The 22,773-nt window shown below is 51.9% G+C and carries 21 protein-coding genes; 16 read left to right on the forward strand and 5 right to left on the reverse strand.

What is annotated here, in order from left to right; all coding sequences use genetic code 11:
• Window positions 1-27 precede the first annotated feature (27 nt).
• The 8 genes from HVE01_RS05050 (at window position 28) to HVE01_RS05085 (ending at window position 8,667) form a co-directional block, all read left to right on the forward strand.
• Complete coding sequence (locus tag HVE01_RS05050) at window positions 28-753, forward strand: murein L,D-transpeptidase catalytic domain family protein (protein WP_125746093.1); 726 nt, start codon at window positions 28-30, stop codon at window positions 751-753.
• 228 nt (window positions 754-981) lie between these two features.
• Window positions 982-2,079 carry a CZB domain-containing protein gene (locus HVE01_RS05055; protein WP_125746091.1) on the forward strand — a complete coding sequence of 366 codons (1,098 nt, stop codon included), beginning with the start codon at window positions 982-984 and terminating at the stop codon, window positions 2,077-2,079.
• A gap of 105 nt (window positions 2,080-2,184) precedes the next feature.
• The gene (locus HVE01_RS05060; RefSeq protein WP_146942791.1) at window positions 2,185-3,204 is read left to right on the forward strand and encodes a patatin-like phospholipase family protein; all 1,020 of its coding nucleotides are present in this window, start codon (window positions 2,185-2,187) and stop codon (window positions 3,202-3,204) included.
• 301 nt (window positions 3,205-3,505) lie between these two features.
• Complete coding sequence (locus HVE01_RS05065) at window positions 3,506-4,858, forward strand: NarK family nitrate/nitrite MFS transporter (protein ID WP_125746087.1); 1,353 nt, start codon at window positions 3,506-3,508, stop codon at window positions 4,856-4,858.
• A 115-nt stretch (window positions 4,859-4,973) separates the two neighbouring features.
• Window positions 4,974-6,260 (forward strand): nitrate regulatory protein, encoded by a 1,287-nt coding sequence (locus HVE01_RS05070; protein WP_146942793.1) that lies wholly within the window; start codon window positions 4,974-4,976, stop codon window positions 6,258-6,260.
• Window positions 6,261-6,336: 76 nt separating this feature from the next.
• The gene (locus HVE01_RS05075) at window positions 6,337-7,023 is read left to right on the forward strand and encodes an SDR family oxidoreductase (RefSeq protein ID WP_125746083.1); all 687 of its coding nucleotides are present in this window, start codon (window positions 6,337-6,339) and stop codon (window positions 7,021-7,023) included.
• A gap of 133 nt (window positions 7,024-7,156) precedes the next feature.
• Window positions 7,157-8,149: an LLM class flavin-dependent oxidoreductase gene (locus HVE01_RS05080; protein WP_146942795.1), complete on the forward strand. Its 993-nt coding sequence runs from the start codon at window positions 7,157-7,159 to the stop codon at window positions 8,147-8,149.
• Between the two features lie 23 nt (window positions 8,150-8,172).
• Window positions 8,173-8,667 carry a GNAT family N-acetyltransferase gene (locus HVE01_RS05085; RefSeq protein WP_146942797.1) on the forward strand — a complete coding sequence of 165 codons (495 nt, stop codon included), beginning with the start codon at window positions 8,173-8,175 and terminating at the stop codon, window positions 8,665-8,667.
• 58 nt (window positions 8,668-8,725) lie between these two features.
• On the opposite strand, the gene HVE01_RS05090 is transcribed toward HVE01_RS05085, so the two are convergent.
• Window positions 8,726-9,274, reverse strand: coding sequence for a DUF1415 domain-containing protein (locus tag HVE01_RS05090; RefSeq protein ID WP_125746077.1), 549 nt, complete (start codon window positions 9,272-9,274; stop codon window positions 8,726-8,728).
• A gap of 97 nt (window positions 9,275-9,371) precedes the next feature.
• Window positions 9,372-10,040: a GntR family transcriptional regulator gene (locus tag HVE01_RS05095; protein ID WP_125746075.1), complete on the reverse strand. Its 669-nt coding sequence runs from the start codon at window positions 10,038-10,040 to the stop codon at window positions 9,372-9,374.
• Between the two features lie 187 nt (window positions 10,041-10,227).
• Here HVE01_RS05095 and HVE01_RS05100 point away from each other — a divergent pair, with 187 nt between their 5' ends.
• The 8 genes from HVE01_RS05100 (at window position 10,228) to HVE01_RS05135 (ending at window position 18,599) form a co-directional block, all read left to right on the forward strand.
• Window positions 10,228-10,785: a chromate transporter gene (locus HVE01_RS05100; protein ID WP_146942799.1), complete on the forward strand. Its 558-nt coding sequence runs from the start codon at window positions 10,228-10,230 to the stop codon at window positions 10,783-10,785.
• Window positions 10,782-11,312, forward strand: a complete 531-nt coding sequence (locus HVE01_RS05105; protein ID WP_125746071.1) for a chromate transporter — start codon at window positions 10,782-10,784, stop codon at window positions 11,310-11,312. The genes HVE01_RS05100 and HVE01_RS05105 overlap by 4 nt, the downstream gene beginning before the upstream one ends.
• 96 nt (window positions 11,313-11,408) lie before the next feature.
• Window positions 11,409-12,359, forward strand: coding sequence for a Bug family tripartite tricarboxylate transporter substrate binding protein (locus HVE01_RS05110; RefSeq protein WP_125746069.1), 951 nt, complete (start codon window positions 11,409-11,411; stop codon window positions 12,357-12,359).
• Window positions 12,360-12,386: 27 nt separating this feature from the next.
• The gene (locus tag HVE01_RS05115) at window positions 12,387-12,884 is read left to right on the forward strand and encodes a tripartite tricarboxylate transporter TctB family protein (RefSeq protein WP_146942801.1); all 498 of its coding nucleotides are present in this window, start codon (window positions 12,387-12,389) and stop codon (window positions 12,882-12,884) included.
• Between the two features lie 8 nt (window positions 12,885-12,892).
• Window positions 12,893-14,416, forward strand: a complete 1,524-nt coding sequence (locus HVE01_RS05120) for a tripartite tricarboxylate transporter permease (RefSeq protein WP_146942803.1) — start codon at window positions 12,893-12,895, stop codon at window positions 14,414-14,416.
• Window positions 14,417-14,424: 8 nt separating this feature from the next.
• Window positions 14,425-16,032 carry a gamma-glutamyltransferase family protein gene (locus HVE01_RS05125; RefSeq protein WP_146942805.1) on the forward strand — a complete coding sequence of 536 codons (1,608 nt, stop codon included), beginning with the start codon at window positions 14,425-14,427 and terminating at the stop codon, window positions 16,030-16,032.
• Window positions 16,033-16,197: 165 nt separating this feature from the next.
• Window positions 16,198-18,048 carry an ABC transporter ATP-binding protein gene (locus HVE01_RS05130; protein ID WP_146942807.1) on the forward strand — a complete coding sequence of 617 codons (1,851 nt, stop codon included), beginning with the start codon at window positions 16,198-16,200 and terminating at the stop codon, window positions 18,046-18,048.
• A gap of 302 nt (window positions 18,049-18,350) precedes the next feature.
• The gene (locus HVE01_RS05135) at window positions 18,351-18,599 is read left to right on the forward strand and encodes a hypothetical protein (protein WP_241006797.1); all 249 of its coding nucleotides are present in this window, start codon (window positions 18,351-18,353) and stop codon (window positions 18,597-18,599) included.
• 160 nt (window positions 18,600-18,759) lie between these two features.
• On the opposite strand, the gene arfA is transcribed toward HVE01_RS05135, so the two are convergent.
• The 3 genes from arfA to HVE01_RS05150 all read right to left on the reverse strand — a co-directional run bounded on the left by arfA (window position 18,760) and on the right by HVE01_RS05150 (window position 22,669).
• Window positions 18,760-18,909 (reverse strand): alternative ribosome rescue factor ArfA, encoded by a 150-nt coding sequence (arfA, locus tag HVE01_RS05140; RefSeq protein WP_083001613.1) that lies wholly within the window; start codon window positions 18,907-18,909, stop codon window positions 18,760-18,762.
• Between the two features lie 174 nt (window positions 18,910-19,083).
• Entirely contained in the window at window positions 19,084-19,971 is an 888-nt protein-coding gene (gene cobA / locus HVE01_RS05145) for a uroporphyrinogen-III C-methyltransferase (protein ID WP_146942811.1), read from the reverse strand.
• Window positions 19,931-22,669 (reverse strand): nitrate reductase, encoded by a 2,739-nt coding sequence (locus HVE01_RS05150; protein ID WP_146942813.1) that lies wholly within the window; start codon window positions 22,667-22,669, stop codon window positions 19,931-19,933. Before HVE01_RS05150 ends, cobA begins: the two co-directional genes overlap by 41 nt.
• Window positions 22,670-22,773: the final 104 nt, after the last annotated feature.

Raw genomic sequence — 22,773 nt, forward strand, 5'->3', positions numbered from 1 at the left:
TCGATATCTATTGCAGGATTGCACTCTATGCTTTTTTACCTACGTGCTTCTACCGTCATTGTTTCGCTTCCACTGCTGTTATTGAGCCTTCCCTTACAAGCCGCCAGCTTTTTTTCACAGGTCGCTTCTACCGCGCCACCCGGCATTTCGCCCTTGCATCATCAATTACTCCAACTAGCGCCATCGGCAACGCCAGAGGCACTGCGGCTCGCCGCTCAGTCACTTAGCTGTGCTGACCCAACCGCTGAGCGCTTAGCCGTCATTGATTACTCACTTCCGTCTACCGAGCCACGGCTTTGGGTCTTTGACCTACATCGACATAAGCTGCTGTTTGAAGAGCTGGTTTCCCATGGGCAGGGTTCAGGCGATGCGTTGGCAGAGGTCTTCTCCAATACCCCCGAAAGCCATCAATCCAGCATCGGGCTCTTTCGCACAATGAATAGTTATTATGGTCGTAATGGCTATTCATTGCGCCTGGATGGCTTAGAGCCAGAGGTGAACGACCTCGCGTTTGAGCGAGCAATTGTGATTCATGGCGCTGACTATGTTAGCGACGACTTTATCGCCCAGACCGGTAGACTCGGACGTAGCCACGGCTGCCCTGCCGTACGCGAAGACATCACGTATCCGCTTATCGACAGTTTAAAAGAGAACCAGTATGTCTTTGCCTACTATCCGGATGAAGAGTGGTTAGCAACATCGCAGTTTCTGCGCTGCCCAAACGACAATGCTCGCCATCTAGCCCAACGCTGATCATCTTTCTAGCAAAATTGCCGAGCGGCGAAGCTGCTCACTGTGTAAGACCAGCCTTTAGGCTGGTCTTTAAGACTGATCCAAATACATTAAGAAACATAGACTCATAAAACACAAGAGGCTGGTTTTTATCATTAATATAAGGTAACTCCGGCAAGCACAGCAACTACCTGCAATACTTTGTGACAAAACATCACAAAACTATTTACTATTTTGCAGGTACTGGCCATGTTTGCTTTTATGCACCCGTATCAAACTATCCATCGCCTAGAGCAGGAAGTGGCAACATTGAATGCCCAACTGGATGCTGAAAAAAAGCGTCACAGCTGTCGCGCGATCAGCTTGATGACGCCAGTTGAGTCACTCAGCATGCTTCAGGCCAGGGGCGCGGACATGCTTTGCTCATTGAGCAAGGGCGTAGAAGTGCATGCTCAGCACCTTGCTGCCGAGCAATCGACACTCACAGACACCTTCGAGCGTCTCCATAAAGCCGAGCAAAGCGCACAAACATTGCAACAACACCGCCAACGCTGCCAGCAAACAGACACGTATTTATCGTCCCCTTTAGTGACAGAGCAAGCCTTTCACGATATACGCCAGCTGAGTGTCGAATTAGGACACAATGCAGGCCATACACAAGCGCTAGCGATTACTGCGGCTTTGGAAGTTGCCCACTTTCATGAACAACCGGCAGGCATGCCAGCGATTGTGCAGGACCTGCAGGAGTTATCAGAACACTCTCGGCAATTAGCACACCAGCTAGCGCAGTGGGTCGAGCGCACTGCATTGCAAGTCAATGAAGATGCAAAGATCCGAGATTATCAGCAGCAGGAAATAAAGGCACTCACCAGCGCTGCCCAAGCAGCAGAACAGGTCATTGAGCAGTTGATAGATCAGTCACGCCATATGTATAAGGTCATACACCACAGTACAACCACGGCTTATTTACACGCTGCCAAACTCGAGCATGCGGTATGGAAAAGCCGCCTTTATAGTCAACTACTCTCTGCTCATCTGGAAGAGAGCTTAGAAGATCACCAGCACTGCACGCTTGGGCATTGGTACTTTATGGGTGACGGTCATCGCTATAAGCATACCGAGGCTTACAAAGCGCTGGCGGCACCCCATAAGCGTTTTCATGAAAGCGGTTTAGAAGCTCTTAAGTTTGCCCGCCAAGGTGATCACAATGGCCAGCTTGCGGCGCTGGCTATGATGGAAGAAGCCAGCAGCCAGCTAGCGCTCCAGCTTGATAAATTGATGGAACATGCTGTTTATGAGGTTCCCCTTTCAAATGGACGCCCTTCGCCATTAGCAGATTCACCTTGATAGCGTGCTGTACGCCTGCCTAGCAGGCGTACACATATCACGCCCTTTTATGCCATGCTGAGTGGGTTAACTGCGCTTTTAATCACTCACTCAGCAGGGAAAGCAATGTCGCAGATCAAAAAGCTAGATCTCGCTTTACAGGGCGGTGGAGCCCACGGTGCTTATACATGGGGAGTCATCGATCGCCTACTTGAAGATGACCGTATCGACATAGAGGGCATCAGTGGCACAAGCGCTGGCGCAATGAATGGCGTGGTCATGGCAGATGCCCTCACCCGCGGTAATAAAGAGGCAGCTCGCCAAGCGTTACACCAGTTTTGGAAAGCGGTTAGTCGAGCAGGGATGGCGAGCCCAATTCGCCGCTCACCACTTGATGTGCTTACCGGAAACTGGTCTCTCGATCATTCACCGGGCTATGTGGCCATGGACCTTTTAAGCCGCCTGGTGTCCCCCTACCAACTGAATCCTCTCAATATTAATCCACTGCGCGACATTATTGCCGAGCATATTGATTTCGAACGTGTAAGACGTTGTGAGCAGCTTAAGCTATTTGTGACCGCCACTAACGTTCGCACCGGAAAGCAGCGCGTTTTTCGCCGCGAAGAGATGAGTGTGGATGCGGTGATGGCCTCTGCTTGCCTGCCATTTGTATTTCAAGCCGTTGAGATAGAGGGTGAAGCGTACTGGGATGGCGGTTATATGGGTAACCCAGCACTGTTCCCTTTAATGGAAGAGTGCAGCGCCCGCGACATTCTATTGGTGCAGATTAACCCCATCAGCAGAGAAGAAATACCCACATCTGCCTCAGCCATAATGAATCGACTAAACGAAATTACCTTTAATTCCGCCCTGATTAAAGAAATACGCATGATTGCAGTGCTTAAGCGCACACTGGATGAACAGGGTATCGAAAACTGCTATCAGCAAGCTCTGTTCCACCGTATCAGTGGCGAACAGGCGCTAGAGGACCTCTCGGTATCGAGCAAAATGAACTCAGAGTGGGCATTCCTATGTTACCTGTTTGAACAAGGGCGCGATGCCGCCGAGCGCTGGCTAGAAACTCACTTTGAGTCGATAGGTGAACGCTCAACACTGGATATTGACGCTGTTTATTTGCACGAATAATCAGCACTGACGTGCCGCACGCCTTTGCTGCAGATGCGCCACCTTGGTGCATTACCCGCTTGCCGCAACGCTCCACCTATCAAAAAAATAAACATAAGAAACTGATTTTAAAATTAAAATAATCTTATGGCGAACTACTTGCTTAACTCTTACTGAATGATGGTAGGCGTGGACCAGGCCCAACGGGTACGAGTGCGTCGAACCTGCCCTTCAATGGCGAAGGCATGTTCTCGTTAACAACATAGCGCCTTTCCAAGCGCCATGTTTTGACCCACTCGTATCGTGCTCTGTGAGGCCATCCATGGACATTCGCAATAAAGCTAACCGCATTCGGCTATTAAACTTCTCTACCCCTCAAATGCGCGCGTTCCACTTCTCCTGGTTCGCGTTCCATATCTGTTTTTTTGGCTGGTTTGGCATCGCGCCACTGATGGCGGTGGTCCGTGAAGACTTATCACTCACCCAAACGCAAATCGGCAATACCATTATTGCCTCCGTTGCTATTACCGTTATTGTCCGCCTGCTCATTGGCGTACTGTGCGATAAAATTGGGCCTCGTAAAACCTATACCGGTTTGTTGATGCTGGGCGCTGTGCCCGTTATGGGCATAGGTTTTGCCAATAGCTTTGAGACCTTCTTACTCGCTCGGCTGGCCATCGGCGCCATCGGTGCATCCTTTGTGATCACCCAATATCACACCACGATGATGTTTGCGCCGAATGTCGTTGGCACCGCCAATGCGACCAGTGCTGGCTGGGGAAACTTGGGCGGCGGTACGACGCAAATCCTGATGCCGTTGATCTTCTCAGGTCTACTAATGCTTGGCGTTAGTGAAACGCTAGGGTGGCGCTTGGCAATGGTGGTGCCTGGTGTCGTACTGTTTTTTACTGGGATTGGCTATTGGCTGTTTACCCAAGATGCTCCCGATGGCAACTTTAGCGACCTGCGCGCCCGCGGCGAACTACCCGAAGCCACAGGTGAAAATAGCGCTGTACACAGCTTTCTGACCGCAGCAAAAGATATTCGCGTATGGGCGCTGTTTATTGTTTACGGGCTCTGCTTTGGCGTCGAACTAACCATCAATAATATTGCCGCTATTTACTTCTTCGACAAATTTGATCTGACCCTGGCGACCGCTGGTTTAATCGCTGGTTTATTTGGCCTAATGAATATTTTTGCCCGTACCCTTGGCGGCGTCTTTTCAGACCTGTTCGCCAAACAAGGTGGTTTAAAAGGTCGAGTCCGCTGGCTGTTTATCGCCTTAGTATGTGAAGGAATAGCGCTCATTGCCTTCTCACAAATGCACGTCTTAAGCCTCGCAATCGGCATCATGCTGGTCTTTAGCCTGTTTGTTCAAATGGCCGAAGGAGCAACATTTGGCGTGGTGCCCTTTATCAATAAAAAAGCACTCGGTGCTGTTGCCGGTATCGTGGGGGCGGGTGGAAATGTCGGTGCCGTATCCGCCGCCTTTCTGTTCCGGAGTGAAAGTCTTGGTTATCAGCAAGGGCTTTTTTACCTGGGCATTACCGTATTAGTGCTTGCTTCTTGTGTACTGGTAGTACGTTTCAGCGATGCCACAGAAGCTGAAGAAGCAACTGCCTATCGTGATGCGGTTGGCAACGATACGAACGCAGGCGCACTCTCGCTGCGTTAGCACTCACTTCCCCCTCTGGATGCTTTATCCGCGATGATGTTTTACGACATGTTTTCGCGGCACATATCGCAACAGAGGGGAATTCATCTCAGGCGGGGAGTAAAAGGAAACCACTATGTCTACAGCCCAACAACTACTCTTAACCGCCCTTCGGTGCGATATCGATAGCCTGCACCATTTAGCCACCACCTCAGAGATCGTTGGCGACATTAGCGGTTTTATCCATGCGCTCCAACGTGAACGAGGTGCTTCGACGATTTACCTTGTCTCGCAAGGTAAACGGTTTGCCTCTCGGCGGAAGGAATTTGTACAGCATAGCCAAGAAGCCGAGACCGTTATGCGCCAGCGGCTAGAAGCACTTGCCGAAGAAGCACGACCACAGGCAGCAGCACGCTTACTTAGGCGGATCGCGGCGGTGTGGCTTGCCCTAGATGACCTAAACGCGTTACGACAAGCCATACATTCGTTTGCGATCTCTCCCGATGCGGCAACCCAAGCCTTTAACCACTTAATTAGTGGACTCCTCGCCATTGTATTTGAAGCAGCAGATACCTCAGTAGACCCGGATATCACTCGTGCACTAGTGGCTATTTTCCACCTTATGCAAGGCAAAGAACTCGCTGGGCAAGAGCGTGCCTGTGGTGCCTTTGGCTTTACTCATGGGCATTTCGACGATGCCCATCGCGAATTGATTCACCAATTAGTACGCGATCAGCAACGCTGCTTCGATACCTTTGAAGAGTTTGCCTCATCCGAGGCTGAGCTTATTTGGCTGCAGACTCTTTCGCCGCGAACACTCGATGGGATTCAGCAGCTTCGCAATATTGCTTACCAACATGCCTGCCAACACTCTCATCAAGAAGGCCGCGTAAACAAAACACTTAGTGAAACATGGTACGACCTAACCACATTACGCATTGATAGCATCAAAGCCGTTGAAGACACCCTAAACCACCAATTAACGGCGTTATGTCATCAAAAAATTGCTCAAGTGCATGCGACGTTAGAACAAGCTAAAACACCTCTTAACCAGCCTACTCTTGCTCCCTGTGAACAGCTTCTTGCCTTAAGCGATACACAACCATTAGGTGAGCTGACAGCTAGTGCTTTAACCTCTCCATTAGGACGTTCACTAATTGAGCTTGCCCATGCCCAGTCGAGCCACCTTCAAGGGCTCAGTGATGAGCTGGAAAATACCCGCAAAGCCCTGCGTGAACGTAAGCTCATCGAACGCGCCAAAGGCCTCATCATGGCTCACCAGGAAATGACCGAAGAAGAGGCTTACCGTTTTTTACGTAAAACCTCGATGGATCACAGTAAAAGCATGGCCGATATGGCGCAGTCAATACTCGATCTTTCCTCTATGCTCAAACGCAAAGACGAACACACGCACCCAAGCTGAAACAGCTATTTGCAACACTGCGGGCAATTAGCCATTCTAATATCTCCCCTTCCTGAATGAGCTAGGAGCACACGCTATGCAGCACCGTGTCCTAATGATCACTGGCGCCTCAAGTGGAATTGGTGCCGCCACCGCGCGAGCAGCCTCACGTGAAGGTTATAAACTGATACTTGCCGCCCGCTCTACCGAAAAACTCACTGCACTGGCCCAGGAGCTTGGCCCAGAAAACGTGCTGGCGTGTGCGCTGGATGTCACCGACATGGCGCAACAGCAAGCAATGGTCGATCAAGCGATTGAAACATTTGGGCGCATCGATGCAGTCTTTGCCAACGCGGGGCGCGGTGGTTCTCCCGGCGGTTTTAGCGGTGCAGATCACAACGCTTGGCGTGAGATGATCCTGACCAATATTTACGGTGTAGGGTTAACGCTTCAGGCATGCCTTCCCGCGCTAAAGCGAAGCAAAGGACATGTACTATTAACCGGCTCAGCTGCTGGACGAACGACGATTCCAGGCTCGATGTACAGCGCCACAAAATGGGCAGTGACAGGTATAGGCTATAACTTGCGTGAAGAGCTACGCGGAACGGGCATGCGCGTCACCTTGATTGAACCGGGCATGGTGGATACCCCTTTCTTTGATAAGTCACCAGAGCATGCGCTTGAAGATCGCGATATTGCCAACGCCGTGATTTATGCACTTTCTCAACCACCACACGTCGATGTGAACGAGATTTTAATTCGGCCAACGCCACCCACTGATTAAGCGACACTACGAACGGGCAATAATGGCACCTTGCATTTCTTCTTACCTGCCCACATAACACTGGAATACCTAGCGTGCTAATAAATCACGCCGTAAATTGAGCCGCCCATACGCTTTTTAATGCAGGTGCCCCATGAGCCAACTCGCTAATACCGCCCTTTCCGTGCTCGACTTAGCACCGATTCGTCAAGGTGGTAGCGCTGAAGAAACATTTCGCAACAGCGTGTCCCTAGCGCAACGGACAGAACAGCTCGGCTATACGCGTTACTGGCTGGCTGAACACCACAACATTGCCGGCATCGCTAGCGCAGCAACGACCGTATTAATTGGTCATGTTGCTGGGCAAACCTCCACGATACGCGTGGGCAGCGGCGGCATTATGCTACCTAACCATCCGCCCTTGGTGATTGCCGAGCAGTTCGGCACCTTAGAAACACTTTACCCAGGCCGGATTGATCTAGGACTGGGCCGTGCGCCCGGCTCAGATGGCGCCACCATGCAGGCGATGCGCCGCAATGCACAGGCGGGCGTCGATGACTTTCCGCAGCTGCTAAATGAGCTGCAAAGCTACTTAACGGATGCAGACCCTCAGCAGCGTGTGAAAGCCGTCCCTGGACAAGGCACCCACGTACCTATCTGGCTACTCGGTTCTAGTGGCTATAGTGCTCAACTAGCCGCAAAACTCGGGCTCCCCTTTGCGTTTGCGGCCCAGTTTGCGCCGGGATACTTATTCGAAGCGTTGCGGCTTTATCGTGATAACTTCCGGCCGTCGGAGCACTTAGATAAACCCCATGCCATGGTAGGGTTACCCGTTATCGCTGCTGAAAATGATGCCATGGCGCATTACTTAGCAACGACCTCCCAGCAGAAATTTCTTAGCCTTATTCGAGGCAAGCCGACCCAGTCGCTGCCCCCGGTTGAGCAGATGGACTGGTCGCCGATGGAGCGCTCCCAAGTAAGCCAGTTCCTAGGTGCCGCCATCATTGGCGGGCCCGATACGGTCAAAGCTGAGCTAGAGGCCTTTCAAGCGCGTACTGGCGCTGACGAGTTAATGATCAATAGCGACTTTTATGATCATGCCGACCGCTTGCGTAGCTATGAAATCGTGGCTGACGTCGCTCGATAACTTATTAATGAAACGCCAAAACTATGACCACACTTAGCTTTACACCTATGACGCAAGAGGACTTCACGGTCTTCTGGCCTACTTTTCAGTCCATCGTTAGTGCTCAAGAAACGTACGCTATCGATCCTGACATTACCTTTGCAGCAGCTTATAGATTGTGGTGCCAGCAGCCCAAAGCGTCATTTGCGGTAAAAGATACTCAAGGCGAGTTACTGGGTTCTTACTATCTAAAAGCCAACGCTGCAGGCCCTGGCCAACACATTTGCAACTGCGGCTATATGGTAACGCCTGCTGCTAGGGGGAAAGGTGTCGCCCGCCAGATGTGCGAACACTCGCAGCAGGTAGCACGTCAACATGGCTTTGAAGCGATGCAATTTAATGCCGTGGTGGCCACAAACCAAGTGGCCGTCGCCCTGTGGCAACGGCTAGGGTTCGCGATTGTCGGCACGATTCCTAACGCCTATCGGCACGCATCCCTGGGGTTAGTCGATAGCTACGTGATGTACAAAGCGCTATAGTGACCACTTAATAACCAGGCACGCTTTATTGGTAGGACATCATAGAGAGATCACCGGGTTATTTAAGGCAGCGCTGCAGAAGCTCTTCAGCGGCGGCGCTGCCTAACTCGGTTAAGTGAGCAATATTGCGTTCTGGGATTTGTTCCGTATCACCGTAAAAAGCAATCGCTTTTTCGACGCTGGCCTCGCGCAATAGATGAACCATCGCGTAGGGCGAGCGATTAGTGTAATTCGCTGCTTCTTCAGGCTCAGCATCGGCAAAACAGTAATCAGGATGGAAGGTTGCTAGCTGATAGACACCTTCATACCCCAGGTCGACCAGCAGGCTTTCGGCAAGCTCGACATAATCCAGATAGTGATCGAAGCTTTTAAACAGCGTAGGAAATACCAGCAGTGTGGTTTCCGTTTCTGGATGCTCGTTCAGCCACTCTACTTCGGCTATTAGTTCTTCCAATGCCACGTCGACTTTTTTCGAGCGTACCACCTCGACCCGAACGCTACCGCCATCAAGCTCGCGCTTAGCAAACGGGCATATATTGTGCTCCACAATAAAGCTGCGTACCCACGCTAACGTTTGCTCTGCTATCTGATTATCCGCCTCTTGCATCACGCCTACTACCTTACATTAGAGTGGCTGTTACCACGGTTAGAACCTGCTCGTGTACCGGTAAGAAAGAGTGTACCTGCAAGAACCAGTAAATGCTTCAGACGTGTTCCTGAAACCGTGCCAACGCCACTTCATAAGACTTATGAATATGATCATCCATTAGGGCCCGAGCCGCTTTTCCATCTCTGTTTAACGCCAGCTCCACCAATTGATGGTGTTGCTCGTCCAACTCTTGCCGAATAGAGGGCATTTTGGGCCCCAAGCGGCGATAGCGATCAAACTGGTCGTGCAGCTGCTCTATAAATCGCAGTAGCCACACCGACCCACAAGGCGCCACCAGAGTGCGATGGAACTGAGTATGTAAACGCTCCCACTCCTCCCCTTTATCGAGTGATACATCCGCACGTTTTAAGCGATGAGCCGCCGCCAAAAGATCGGCTTCCCAGACCGCATCGCCGTGGGCAATAGCACGCTCAAACGCCATGCCTTCTAGTTCAGTGCGCAAGCGTGCAATATCATCCAGCTCTTCCCTCGACAGCTTCGGAACCCTGAAGCCACGTTGGTTTTCTTGGATTAATAAACCGTACGCCGCCAGTTTATTTAATGCTTCACGCAGCGGGCTTAGCCCTACCTGGTAGTGCTCTTTCAGCGCATTAATGGCTAATTTTTCTCCCGCCGCAAAGCGGCCACCGACTAAATCTCTGCGCAACGCATCGTAAATAGGGCTGGAGGCTGTATCAGCAGCAGGAGGGATGTGCTTGTTCATTCCGTGATCCTTTTGCGCATCTTCGCGAACGCGTCTGTTAACGGAGATTCTAGGGCTAGGTGTTGACGTCTCACAATAGCCTAGCCTATATTCTATTTTATTCATAAAAATCGATTTTCAACAAAACAAACGATTAAGAGGCGGAATGGATGCTTTTAACTGAGATGCTGCTAATGGCACAGCGCATATGAAACAGTCGGCACTCTTTTGGGCTTTCTTGCGTGTTGGCCTCCTCGGCTTCGGCGGGGGGCCGGCCATGATACCGCTAGTACGTGCTGAAGTTGTGACCCGGCACAAGTGGCTAACCGATGAGGAGTTTGCCGACGTACTTGCCATTGGCAACACGCTGCCCGGCCCTATCGCGACTAAGATGCCTGGCTATATCGGCTACCGGGTTGGCGGCATCAGCGGCTGTATTGCGGCGGTTATTGCCGTGATTGTGCCTATGATTGTGGCAATGATTGTCATGCTCGGTATTTTTAGTCGCTATCGCGACGTTGCCTGGATACGTGGCATGGGGCAGGCAGTTATTCCTGTCGTTATGATCATGATGGGGCAATTAACCTGGGATTTTTTCGACAAATCTCAAGCAGCTCTTGGCTGGCTAGCAAGCGCGCTAATGGCCGTTATTGCAGGTGGATTAATTTATTGGCTGGGTGTGCATCCTGGCTGGGTCATTGGTGCCATCCTATTAACAGCCTTACTGCGTCCAACGGCTAAAAAACGCGTCGAGGGCTCAGCATGATTTATTGGGAGCTTTTCTTAGCGTTTTTTATTCCTAACATTATTGGCTATGGCGGTGGCCCCGCGATTATTCCTCTTGTTGAAGCCGAGGTGGTTGGCCGTTATGGCTGGATGACCTCTCAAGAGTTCGCCGAAACCCTGGCCTTGGGCAACGCCCTCCCCAGCCCTATTGCAACCAAAATGGCGGGCTATGTTGGCTATGACATCGCAGGCATTGGCGGTGCATTGGTGGCTGTTTCTGCCACGGTTATTCCTTCTTTACTGCTGATGCTCGGGGCGCTGGGGCTGCTTTACCGTCATCGTGACTCTCCCCGCGTCAAGCGTATGAGCCAGTGGGTGCGCCCGGTCATCGCCATCATGATGGCGTGGTTAACCTTGGGCTTTCTACTCGAAAGCCTTAACACTAGCGGGGCCATCCACACGCTGATTATCGGCATAGCGGCCGCTATTGCCTTGTTGCGCTTCAACATGCATCCCGCCTTTGTAGTTATGGGCGCTTTGGCTTATGGAGGGATCATTATTCCGTAGCAGAAGACGCAGAAGTTTTAAAACAATAATAGCCATGCACTTAAGTTTAACGCGCCACAGCTCACAATAACTCAAGCACTATAAATGGGGAATCCAATGACCTTTAAATCACTCTTCACCACTACCGCGATAGCTGCAGCACTCTCTCTGCCTACCTTTGCGGCAGCCACAGACCATTATCCTGAGAAGCCGATTGAATTTATCGTTCCCTGGGGGCCAGGTGGCGGCAGCGACCTGCTAATGCGCCTTGTTAGCAAGCACCTTGAAACAGAGCTGGAGCAGGCTGTCCCAGTGATTAATATGCCTGGCGCTAGTGGCACGGTAGGCCTGCGCGAAGCCTCCCGGCGAGATAGTGATGGATACACGATTTCGCAAATACATGAAGGTTTGCTGATTGCGCACCACTCGGGGGTTACCGATCTCAACTGGGACGATTTTGATGTCGTTTCCATGATGACCAGCGATAACTCAGTCATCGTAGTCAATGCCGATACGGGTTGGGAAACACTTGATGACATGCTCGAAGATGTCACTTCAAGTCCAGGTGAGTACCGAATGGGCGTTACGTTGGGTGGTATTCCACACTTATGGGCTGTGCAGTTTGAAGAATCCACTGGCACTCAGTTTGGCTATGTGGGGTATGAGGGGACCGGAGAGCGGTTACGCGCACTAGCAGGCGGCCATATCACAGTGGCTATTGAAGATTATTACTCCGCTCGCGCCTTCGTCGAAAATGGCGATTTGAATGTACTGGCAGCCGCGACCTCTGAACGCATCGAAGAGCTACCTGATACGCCTACGCTGAAAGAGCTAGGCCATGATCTGGAGTTTTTGGTCACCCGTGGCGTTGTTGTCCCAAAAGGCACACCAGAATCGGTGATTACAACGCTGGAAAGCGCACTTAAAAATGTCGCTAACAGTACGGAATTTAAAACCGATATTGAGAACGTAGGCGGCACCGTTCGTTACCTTAACCGGGAAGATTACACCGCTTATTTAGAGCGCAATGATGCATTCATTGAAAATAACGCCCACCTTCTTGATTAAGGTAACACCACGCTTGAGGAGGCCATTATGGAACGCAGAAGCCCTGAAATAGCGCTGACCTCTGCTTTACAGCTGCTGTCTTATCTCATTATCGCCCTAGGTGCTTTATTGATGGCCTTCAAGGCCGGCTCATTGCCGGCCTCTCGTTGGGAGCCCATGAGTGCAGGGGTCTTTCCACAAATCATTTTCGTTAGCATTGCAATTTTATGTGGTGTCGCTGCTATCTCTGACATTTCCAAGCACGGCTTACCACGCCTATCCTTTAGCATTGCTTGGAAAAGGTTAATTGCGCTAAAGGCCGTTATATTTAACCTAGTGTTATTTATTATTTATGTGGCAATCATGCCTGTCGCTGGCTTTATTATTAGCACCTTTGCATATTTACTTATTGCTCAATTTTATCTAGCGCCCAAAAAACCTACTATCGTATTGATTGCCATTTTCGTTGCCATCCTCTTTTCGACTGGACCTTACTATTTATTTTCTGAGGTCTTCAATATCTATCTTCCCCGAGCTCAATGGTAAGGTGATCTATGACTGACGCTTTTCTCGTAGCGCTAGGGGGTGTCACTGAACCCTATACGCTATTACTCATGGCAGTAGCGACGTTTGCAGGTATTGTTGCCGCGGCAATCCCTGGCTTTACGATAACGATGGCAATTGTCCTTACCTTGCCACTCACCTTTGCTATGCCGCCAATGCAAGGTATCGCGGTCATGCTTGCTGTCTACGTTGGGGGCTTAAGCGGCGGCTTATTTAGCGCCGCTTTACTGGGCATTCCAGGAACGCCTTCGTCAGTTGCGACCACGTTTGATGCCTTTCCCATGGCAAGACAGGGTAACCCCGGCAAGGCGCTATCATTAGGATTATTTGCTTCATTTGTGGGCTCGATTATTTCTATTGCAGTGTTGATCGTCGCAGCGCCACCGCTCGCACTTCTAGCCGTTAAGTTAGGCCCATGGGAGTATTTTGCCCTTATTATTTTTGCCTTAACCGTCATCGCCAGTTTAGTGGGTGATTCCCTGCTTAGAGGGCTGATTGCAGGCCTTATTGGTATCAGTATTGCAACAATAGGGCCTGATCCATTGATGGGTCGCGAGCGCTTTACCTTTGGTTATGAAATCCTTACGGCAGGCATCCCCTTCCTGGTTGTTTTAATTGGCATGTATGCCATGAGTCAATTGCTGTCAGAGCTGGAGAATAAAGGGGGAAATAATCACTCTTCTGGGGCACTGATTAGCGGGGATATGCGCCCTCACCTCTGGCAAACCGTAAAAGACATCACCCTGAAACCCATCAACGTTATACGTTCATCCTTACTCGGCGTATTTATTGGTGCAGTACCCGGTGCTGGTAGCTCAATTTCTAACCTGCTGGCCTACGACCAAGCTAAACGTGCTTCTAAGCACCCAGAGACATTTGGCAAAGGCGAACCCCAAGGGGTAGTTGCTTCTGAATCAGGTAACTCCTCAACGGTTGGCGGTAGCATGATTCCCTTGATTGCATTAGGCATTCCGGGATCGCCCGCCGATGCAGTTCTCATGGCAGCCATTATGGTACATGGCATCAGCATTGGCCCGCGCTTAATCCTTGACCATCCCGACTTGGTTTACAGCATGTTTATTGCCATGGCGATAGCTTCTGTCTTCATGCTGTTAATCGGCGTTGTTTTGATGAAGGCTTTTTTACGACTACTAAATGTACCGAAGTATATTGTTGTTCCCGTTGTACTCGCTTGTTGTGCGATTGGCACTTACACCCTAAATAACCGCTTATCAGACCTTTACCTGCTTGCCTGCATCGGTGCCGTGGGCTACCTGCTAAAGAAATTGGATTATCCGTTAGCGCCGCTTGTACTGGGCGTTGTATTGGGCCCAATAGCAGAAACCAACTTAAGGCGGGCTTTCCAGACCAGTGCTGATTGGACACTCTTTTTCACTCGGCCTATATCAGCGCTGCTGCTTACATTAGCGGTTGCCTCTGTGATTTACAGTATTTATAGCTATATGAAGCAGCGCCGCCTAATGGCTCAACGTTTAGGTGCCACCTCGAAATAGGAATACTAATGCACACTGACCCACACTATTACCCTTCCGCTTCACGTCGCATGGTTACCTTTGGCAAACGCGGGATGGTTGCGACATCTCAATCGCTTGCGGCACAGGTAGGTATTGATATTTTACGCAAAGGCGGCAATGCCATTGATGCTGCCATTGCGACAGCAGCTACGTTAACCGTTGTTGAGCCTACCTCGAACGGTATCGGTAGCGATGCCTTTGCTCTGGTATGGGTAAAAGGTGAGCTACATGGCCTCAATGCTAGCGGCCCTGCTCCAAAGAGTATTTCATGCGATGCCGTTAAGGCCCTAGGCCATGAGGAAATGCCTGCCCATGGATTAGTACCGGTCACTGTGCCTGGTGCGCCTGGCGCTTGGGCTGCGCTTTCAGAGCGTTTTGGTAAACTGCCGTTTGAGCAGTTGTTAGCACCAGCAATAGAATTAGCTGAAGAAGGGTTTGCTGTATCTCCAGTAGCGAGTCAGCTATGGGAAAGCGCCGTAAAGCGCTATGGTCAATACCAAGCAGCAGAGTTTACCCCCTGGTTTACGCACTTTACCTCCAACGGGCACGCCCCCAAAGCGGGTGATGTTTGGCGCTCTCCTGATATGGCAAAAACGCTGCGTGAAATTGCCAACAGCCACGCGGATGCGTTTTATCAAGGAAGCCTAGCAGATGCGATGGACGCCTTTTCACGTCAGCATGGCGGCTTCTTACGCAAAGAAGATTTACAAGCCTTCAAGCCGGAGTGGGTCAAACCCATCAGTGTCCGGTATCGGGGCCATGATATTTGGGAAATCCCCCCCAACGGCAGCGGGTTAATTGTGCTCCAAGCGCTGGGAATACTTGAGTCACTAGATGACCAATCGACAGATCCAGTGGAAACCCTGCACCGCCGTATCGAAGCAACAAAACTGGGTTACGTAGATGGCTTACGCTACATTACTGAATGCTCCGCAATGCAACCCAGCGTTGAGCAAATGCTATCGAGTGATTACCTCTCGCAACGCGCAGGCCTTATTGGCCAAGACGCCATTAACCCGGCCCATGGCAATCCGCTAAAAGGCGGCACCGTCTACCTAGCAACAGCGGATGATGACGGTAATATGGTGTCATTCATTCAAAGCAATTTTGAAGGCTTTGGTTCTGGAATGGTGGTGCCTGGTACCGGTATCAGCCTACAAAACCGGGGTTGGTCATTCTCCCTAGATCCACAACATCCCAACGCGTTAGCACCCGGCAAACGCACTTACCACACTATTATCCCCGGCTTTATTACCAAAGATAACCAAGCCGTTGGGCCCTTTGGTGTGATGGGTGGCTACATGCAGCCCCAAGGTCATGTGCAGGTAGTAACAGCGATGCTAGAGGATCACCTAAACCCACAGGCAGCACTGGATATGCCGCGCTGGAAGTGGACCAACGGCAAAACAATTGAAGTCGAAGCCGATTTCCCCAATCACTTAGCACTTGCCCTAGCCCGCCGCGGGCATCACATCGTTAAAGTCGCCGACTCGATTACTTTTGGCCGCGGACAAATCATTCTACGCGACCCTGACAGCGGTGTGCTCCAAGGCGGTACCGAGCCGCGCACTGATGGCGCGGTACTGCCTCTTTAAATTTTCGTTTACCCAACGTTCACCACGGCCTTTCAATATCCGCCTTGCAAGACTGTTCGATATCCACCTACTGCTGTGCAGTTAACGCACAGTAGTAGGCTGGCTATCAACGCCAAAGCGTCGCATCATGGCACTCTTTCTTGCTAGGTACTTGCCTGTCTCACTATGCCGCCAATACCGTCCGACACTACCTCTTCTTCACCGCTGAGCGGTTTCTTTAGTGTGTTCCGCTATAGCAGACGAGCGCTTGCACTCGTGTGGGAAACTTCACGCTGGATGATGCTGGGCTTAGCGTTATGCACCTTGGTGGCAGGGGTTCTACCTGCCGTGGCTGCCTGGGTCGGCCAACTGATTGTAGATGGCGTCGTGGCGGCGATGGACAGCTACCAGGCAGCGAGTTCACCCAACCTCTGGGCAACACTAACGCCTGTATTAGGCTTAGTCGCCTTGGAAGGGCTGATTATTGCGTTTATTGCCCTGGCACAACGTGGCCTTTCGGCCCAGCAATCGCTACTGCGTGCGCTGCTGGGCCAGAAAGTTAATGTGATGATTCTAGAGAAAGCGGGCACGCTGTCACTCAGCCAGTTTGAAGATTCAGAATTGTACGACCAGCTCACTCGGGCACGGCGGGAAGCGTCTACGCGCCCGCTCGCGCTGGTGAATAAAACCTTTGGATTGCTACAAAATGCTATTTCACTGGCTAGCTTCGGGTTTCTACTGGTGCAGTTCTCCCCCTGGGCGTTACTCATCTTGGTGGTGGGAGCATTGCCCGTATTTCTCTCAGAAGCGAAGTTTTCCGGCGATGCCTTTCGGCTATTTCGCTGGCGCTCACCGCAAACCCGTATGCAGATCTATTTAGAAACGGTGCTTGCTCGGGAAGACAGTATCAAAGAGGTAAAGCTCTTCGGCTTAGAAGGTCTGTTTCTCCAGCGATACCGGGATATCTTTACCAAACTATTTGCCGAAGACCGCCGCCTAACGTTACGCCGTGAAGGCTGGGGATTTATCCTTGGCCTGTTAGGCACGCTAACATTTTACGCTGCCTACGCCTGGGTAGTAATTGAAACTGTCGCGGGCGCGCTTACCCTTGGCCAAATGACCATGTATTTGATGGTATTTAAACAAGGCCAGAGCGCCCTGTCGGCAAGTTTGACTGCTATTAGCGGTATGTACGAAGACAACCTCTATCTTTCCAATCTTTACGAATATCTCGAGCAACCCACCGAAGGCGAGGAAGGCCACCTTACCAAGGGGACAGCGCCTGGTGATGGGTTACGCTTCGAAAACGTCAGCTTTGCCTATCCCGGTGGCAGTGACGTACTGCACAATATTTCGCTGCATTTAGCGCCGGGCAAAAGTATTGCCTTAGTCGGTGAAAACGGCTCGGGCAAAACCACGTTGATTAAGCTATTAACGCGGCTCTATCACCCAACCAAAGGGCGCATTTTGTTGGACGGTAGCGACCTCAAACACTGGGACACCCAGGCATTACGGACGCGGGTTGGAGTTATTTTCCAGGATTTTGTGCGCTACCAACTCTCTGTTGGCGAAAACCTTGGGGTTGGCGATACCCAAGCCTTTGATGACCAGCAACGCTGGCAACAAGCCGCTCATCATGGCATGGCGGATAGCTTTATCGACCGCATGCCACATGGCTACCAAACTCAGCTAGGGCGCTGGTTTAAAAATGGCCAGGAACTTTCAGGCGGTCAGTGGCAGAAAGTAGCGCTTTCACGCGCTTATATGCGTCACAATGCCGATATTTTAGTATTGGATGAGCCTACCGCAGCGATGGATGCCGCAGCGGAAGCCGAAGTATTCGCCCGCTTTCGCGAGCATAGCCACGATAAAATGACGATCTTAATTTCCCACCGTTTTTCGACAGTGCGCAGCGCAGACCAGATCATTGTGATTGACCAAGGGAGTATTACTGAACGCGGCACCCATGAAGAACTGCTTACTTATAATGGTCGGTATGCAAAACTGTTTCGGCTTCAAGCCAAGGGTTACCGTTAACTGAACAGTTGACGCTTCTATCAGCATCGGTTAAAAAATAAAGCTACTTTCGAAAAGTAGCTTTATTTTTTACTAACGAGACTTTTTCAGAGACCTTCTCATGCGCTGGCAAATCCCCGCGACTCGAATGAATAAGCTGCACCGAGTTATTAATAATTCGGTATCAGCTTATTGTTGTCGCGCGCCAGAAATGTAGTGAGAAAATTGGCCGCGGCAGATGTCGCGGCCATGTGTTTTATCGTTACCTTTGATACTCCCTGATCGCGATGTTGCCCGGCCTCCTAACCCAGGAGACCGACCCAATGGCAGCACTCACAATTACCCGTAAATTACTCCACGCGGTTAAGCGCTATCGTACCCAACGGCGTTTTTACGAAGAACCGCGCTTTCATGATCCGCATCTGTTAAAAGATATCGGCTTACGCTGGGAGCAAGGCCAGCTGGTATCTATTCACGGTGTTAATGAGCTCCACAACCTCACACAGCGCCATCAGGCCGACACCCGTGCTGCCTATGAAACGTGTCCACACTGCGGGAGCAGCCTGACATAGCCAACGCCCCGGTCACAGGAAGTGGCCGGGGCGTTTGAATGCGTACCCATCACATTGCATTAAAAAAGCCGACCCAGTAGGTCGGCGAAGCTGATGAGAGTTGCTCGGTAAAAAGGCCGAGCAATTAGATGCCTGGGGAAGGCATCGCCAAAACGCCTGATTAAGCGGCTTGGCGATGCCCTCGCGCTGAGGCTTTACCTTTGCGGGAGTAGCTGCCTTTGCCTTTTTTCGGTGTTTGCTGCTGCATTTTGAACATCGGTGTGCGCAGCTGCGCTTTCAGTGCGTTATCGCGTATCTTGCCTTTTTTCACGATGTACTCCTCATCCTTTGAAAAACAGCTTTTGAAAAAACAGCTTTTAAAAAAATAGCCATCAACAATCGTTTATCAGGCGGCGCATTTGCTTCCACCGCCTGCCATTCCTATTGGTTTCGCCGCTTGTATGACCCAATGAGATCGGCCAAGTTCCCGAGCTGCTCACGACACTTAATCAACACGGGTGGTTAACGCGCTCGCGGCAGGACTTTCCGCCACCATGCTCACCACGCTGCCCACCATGATCAGGCACGGTGAGGGTAACGGTTGAGCAGCGAGTCGCGCGGGTATATCCGCTAGCGTGCCCACTAAGGATTGCTGTTCAGGCTGGCTAGCATTTGCTACTAACATAATGGGCCACGTATCGGGTAGGCCCGCTTGGCGAAGGCCGTGGCAGATAGCATCTACTTTGGAAAGCCCCATATAGAACACTAGGGTTTCATCCTGACGAGCAAGGGTTGCCCAGTCTGGCGTACCGCCCTCCCGGCACAGCTGCGCGGTAATAAAGCGCAGCTGCTGGGCATGACCACGATCAGTGAGCGGAATCCCCATCCCTGCAGCTGCCGCCGAAGCAGCAGTAATACCGGGCACTATTTGAGCAGAGATCGAGGCATTCGCTAACGCCCCCAGCTCTTCACCCATGCGCCCAAACACGCCTGGGTCGCCACCTTTCAAACGTACAACTGACTTACCCGCCTGAGCAAGCGAGACGATTAGCGCTCCTATCTCATCTTGGGGCACACTGTGATGCCCGCTCGCTTTCCCCACGTAATAGCGTTCGGTGCCTGGCGGTATCAGCCCCAGCACATCGTCGCCCACTAAACGGTCATAGACCACCGCATCAGCCTGCATTAACAGTCGCGCCGCTTTCAGGGTAAGCAGCTCCATATCGCCGCTTCCTGCCCCGACCAAATACACCGTTCCAGAACGGCACTCACCGCTTAGCGGAAGGCGTAAGCGCTCGGCTGACTCGCGACCAAAGGGCGCTAACACCCGCTGACTGAGGCGCATAAAGGCCTCAAGCCATTTCTGGGTTAGTTGTTTGCTTAGCGCACGCATTGGGACGCTCCTCTTCAAGTAATGATTTCAGTTCTGGAATACAACTGCCGCACTGAGTGCCACAAGCCAATCGAGCGCCGAGGGCTTCCACACTGATATCGCCCCCACGAATAGCCTTAATGATAGTGGTTTGTCCTACTTGATGACAGCTACACACCACGGGCCCAGCATCCATCGCACCATCATCGCCACCTGCCAGAAGCCGTTGGCGGTGGTGCAGATCTAGCGCCGTGTCGTTAAAGCGCGCCTCCAGCCAAACCAATCCAGGTAACTCTTGCGGTGGCCCTACCATTAGCCACCAGCGTAACTGCCCATTCACTATCCCTGCTGCGCGCAGCCTGCCGCTACCACTGTCTTCGCACCACAGCGACGCAGGTACATTGAGCCACGATGCCGCTGTTGCTAGCCAGTCAGTGATCGGCGCCGTATCTGCGAGCTGCCAGCGCTCACAGCTGCTCATGGGAATACGTGACCAATAAGCGTTTTTACACCAACCAGGGGAATCCTTAATAGTTTGGTCATTGGCTACCAGCAACGTTGCTTGCCAATCGATGGGCAAATTCGTTAACGCCACTGCACCTTGCTTGGTTTCTGGCTGGCCAGACACAGGGTCGCTATAGCCAGTGATCAGCGCGCCGCTTCGGCCATGCTTAGTAAAGCAGTCGGTCCAGTGCATGGGCACAAATACTTCCCCCTGCCGCTGCGCATTTGAAATACGTACTCGCCCACGGTACTCGCCTTCCGCTGCCGACAGTATTGCAAGCCCTTGGTCAGCAACACCGGCGTTGGCCGCATCCACTGGGTGCAGCTCAATAAACGGTTCTGCCCGATGATTCATCAGCCTTGGCGCCCTAGCTGTGCGGGTCATAGTGTGCCATTGATCGCGCACACGCCCAGTATTTAGCCGCAGCGGATAGGTCGAGCTGAGCGTTTGTTCTGGCAACCGTGGTGTAATCGGCAGTAATTTGGCTCGCCCATTGGCCGTGGCAAACACACCTTCTTCAAACAGCCTTGACGTGCCCCGGGGCGCAGATTGATTAACCGGCCACTGAATCGGCGAGAGCGCATCATAAGCGGCCTGCCCTTTGCCTGCCAGTCCCGAAATATCAAACAACCGCTTGCTCGTGCCACTGTTTTCAAAACCGGAGAGCCGTGCGTGCTCGTCGAAAATTTCCCATGGATGGGAGTAACTAAACGCCTCGGCAAACCCCAAACGTTTAGCAACTTCGCAGATAATCCACCAGTCGTGTTGGGCTTCGCCAGGAGGTATCAGCATACCGCGCTGGCGGGAAATTCGTCGTTCAGAATTGGTCACTGTCCCGTCCTTTTCTGACCAAGCTGACGCGGGTAGCACAATATCGGCATAGGGCAGCAGGTCAGTGTTAGCAACGCATTCCGACACAATAACCAGCGGACACGATGCCAGCGCACGGCGTATTTTTGCACTATCCGGCAGGCTAACGGCCGGGTTAGTCGCCATTACCCATAGCGCCGTAATTTCACCGCGGTCAATAGCATCAAACAGCTCAATCGCTTTATAGCCAGGGGCATCTGGCAGCGTGGGAGTTAAATGTTCAGTGGCCCAAAAGCGGCTGACCAGATCACGTGCGCCGGGGGTATGATAGTCCATATGCGCCGCCAGCTGATTGGCAAGCCCTCCAACTTCTCGTCCGCCCATCGCATTGGGCTGACCAGTGATTGAAAACGGCCCAGCCCCCGGTAGACCAAGCTTGCCGCCTGCCAAGTGGCAATTAATGATGGCATTGCACTTATCGGTGCCGCTAGTGGATTGATTAACCCCTTGAGAATAGAGCGTGACAACATGCAACTGGCTGGCAAACCAGTAGTAGAAGGTTTCCAGACGCTCGGGATCGACATCACAGGTCGCCGCTACCTCCGCTACCGAGCCTGCGGTTTGCTGGGCCGCCGCCAGGGCATCGTCAAACCCTTCGGTGTGGCGCTCAAGATAGAGAGTATCGAGCTTACGACGCTGCGCCATCCATGCCAGCAGACCATTGAACAGATAAGCATCGCTGCCCGGTTGGATACCAAGATAAAGATCCGCGATTTCACAACTATCGGTCACCCTTGGGTCGATGACTACCACACGCATCAATGGGTTGCGCACTTTGGCAACTTTCAGGCGCTGATAAAGCACCGGATGATTCCAGGCCAGATTTGAGCCGACCAGCACCACTAACTCCGCTTCTTCTATATCTTCATAGTGACAGGGCACCGCGTCAGCGCCAAAAGCGCGCTTGTAGCCCGCTACCGCTGACGCCATACACAGCCGCGAATTGGTATCCACATGGGGCGTGCCTAAAAAGCCTTTAAACAGCTTATTGGCAACGTAGTAATCCTCAGTTAATAACTGACCAGAAAGATATGCCGCCACGCTGTGCTGACCATGTTCTGCCCGTAGGGAATTTAAACGATCGGCAGTCGCGCTTAGGGCAGTGTCCCAGGAGACTTCAGCACCATCGACGCGAGGCTGGGTCAACCTCCCCTGCTGTCCCAAGGTTTCATGTAACGCAGTGCCTTTGACGCACAGACGCCCGTAGTTAGCCGGATGCCCGCGGTCCCCTTCCACTGCGATGACGGTGCCACTGTCTATCGTCGCTTTCACTCCGCAGCCAACACCGCAATAGGGGCATGTGGTGCGTATATCGCCTTCAGCGAGCCGATTAGCCTTTGGCATTGCATTTTCCTCCGGCGTTAAAAAGCAAAAAGCGCCCAAGCGAGCCCCTTAAAGAAGCCTGCCTGGACGCCGTTGTCACAGGAGCACCAACTTTGGTGCCATAC

Source organism: Vreelandella venusta, assembly GCF_007989605.1.
Taxonomy (GTDB): Bacteria; Pseudomonadota; Gammaproteobacteria; order Pseudomonadales; family Halomonadaceae; genus Vreelandella; species Vreelandella venusta.

What these genes read in the sequence shown, in the direction of transcription:
- HVE01_RS05050 (WP_125746093.1), top strand. Translation starts at nt 28, where the DNA reads ATGCTTTTTTACCTACGTGCTTCTACCGTCATTGTTTCGCTTCCACTG.
- HVE01_RS05055 (WP_125746091.1), top strand. Translation starts at nt 982, where the DNA reads ATGTTTGCTTTTATGCACCCGTATCAAACTATCCATCGCCTAGAGCAG.
- HVE01_RS05060 (WP_146942791.1), top strand. Translation starts at nt 2,185, where the DNA reads ATGTCGCAGATCAAAAAGCTAGATCTCGCTTTACAGGGCGGTGGAGCC.
- HVE01_RS05065 (WP_125746087.1), top strand. Translation starts at nt 3,506, where the DNA reads ATGGACATTCGCAATAAAGCTAACCGCATTCGGCTATTAAACTTCTCT.
- HVE01_RS05070 (WP_146942793.1), top strand. Translation starts at nt 4,974, where the DNA reads ATGTCTACAGCCCAACAACTACTCTTAACCGCCCTTCGGTGCGATATC.
- HVE01_RS05075 (WP_125746083.1), top strand. Translation starts at nt 6,337, where the DNA reads ATGCAGCACCGTGTCCTAATGATCACTGGCGCCTCAAGTGGAATTGGT.
- HVE01_RS05080 (WP_146942795.1), top strand. Translation starts at nt 7,157, where the DNA reads ATGAGCCAACTCGCTAATACCGCCCTTTCCGTGCTCGACTTAGCACCG.
- HVE01_RS05085 (WP_146942797.1), top strand. Translation starts at nt 8,173, where the DNA reads ATGACCACACTTAGCTTTACACCTATGACGCAAGAGGACTTCACGGTC.
- HVE01_RS05090 (WP_125746077.1), bottom strand. Translation starts at nt 9,274, where the DNA reads ATGCAAGAGGCGGATAATCAGATAGCAGAGCAAACGTTAGCGTGGGTA.
- HVE01_RS05095 (WP_125746075.1), bottom strand. Translation starts at nt 10,040, where the DNA reads ATGAACAAGCACATCCCTCCTGCTGCTGATACAGCCTCCAGCCCTATT.
- HVE01_RS05100 (WP_146942799.1), top strand. Translation starts at nt 10,228, where the DNA reads ATGAAACAGTCGGCACTCTTTTGGGCTTTCTTGCGTGTTGGCCTCCTC.
- HVE01_RS05105 (WP_125746071.1), top strand. Translation starts at nt 10,782, where the DNA reads ATGATTTATTGGGAGCTTTTCTTAGCGTTTTTTATTCCTAACATTATT.
- HVE01_RS05110 (WP_125746069.1), top strand. Translation starts at nt 11,409, where the DNA reads ATGACCTTTAAATCACTCTTCACCACTACCGCGATAGCTGCAGCACTC.
- HVE01_RS05115 (WP_146942801.1), top strand. Translation starts at nt 12,387, where the DNA reads ATGGAACGCAGAAGCCCTGAAATAGCGCTGACCTCTGCTTTACAGCTG.
- HVE01_RS05120 (WP_146942803.1), top strand. Translation starts at nt 12,893, where the DNA reads ATGACTGACGCTTTTCTCGTAGCGCTAGGGGGTGTCACTGAACCCTAT.
- HVE01_RS05125 (WP_146942805.1), top strand. Translation starts at nt 14,425, where the DNA reads ATGCACACTGACCCACACTATTACCCTTCCGCTTCACGTCGCATGGTT.
- HVE01_RS05130 (WP_146942807.1), top strand. Translation starts at nt 16,198, where the DNA reads ATGCCGCCAATACCGTCCGACACTACCTCTTCTTCACCGCTGAGCGGT.
- HVE01_RS05135 (WP_241006797.1), top strand. Translation starts at nt 18,351, where the DNA reads ATGGCAGCACTCACAATTACCCGTAAATTACTCCACGCGGTTAAGCGC.
- cobA (WP_146942811.1), bottom strand. Translation starts at nt 19,971, where the DNA reads ATGCGTGCGCTAAGCAAACAACTAACCCAGAAATGGCTTGAGGCCTTT.
- HVE01_RS05150 (WP_146942813.1), bottom strand. Translation starts at nt 22,669, where the DNA reads ATGCCAAAGGCTAATCGGCTCGCTGAAGGCGATATACGCACCACATGC.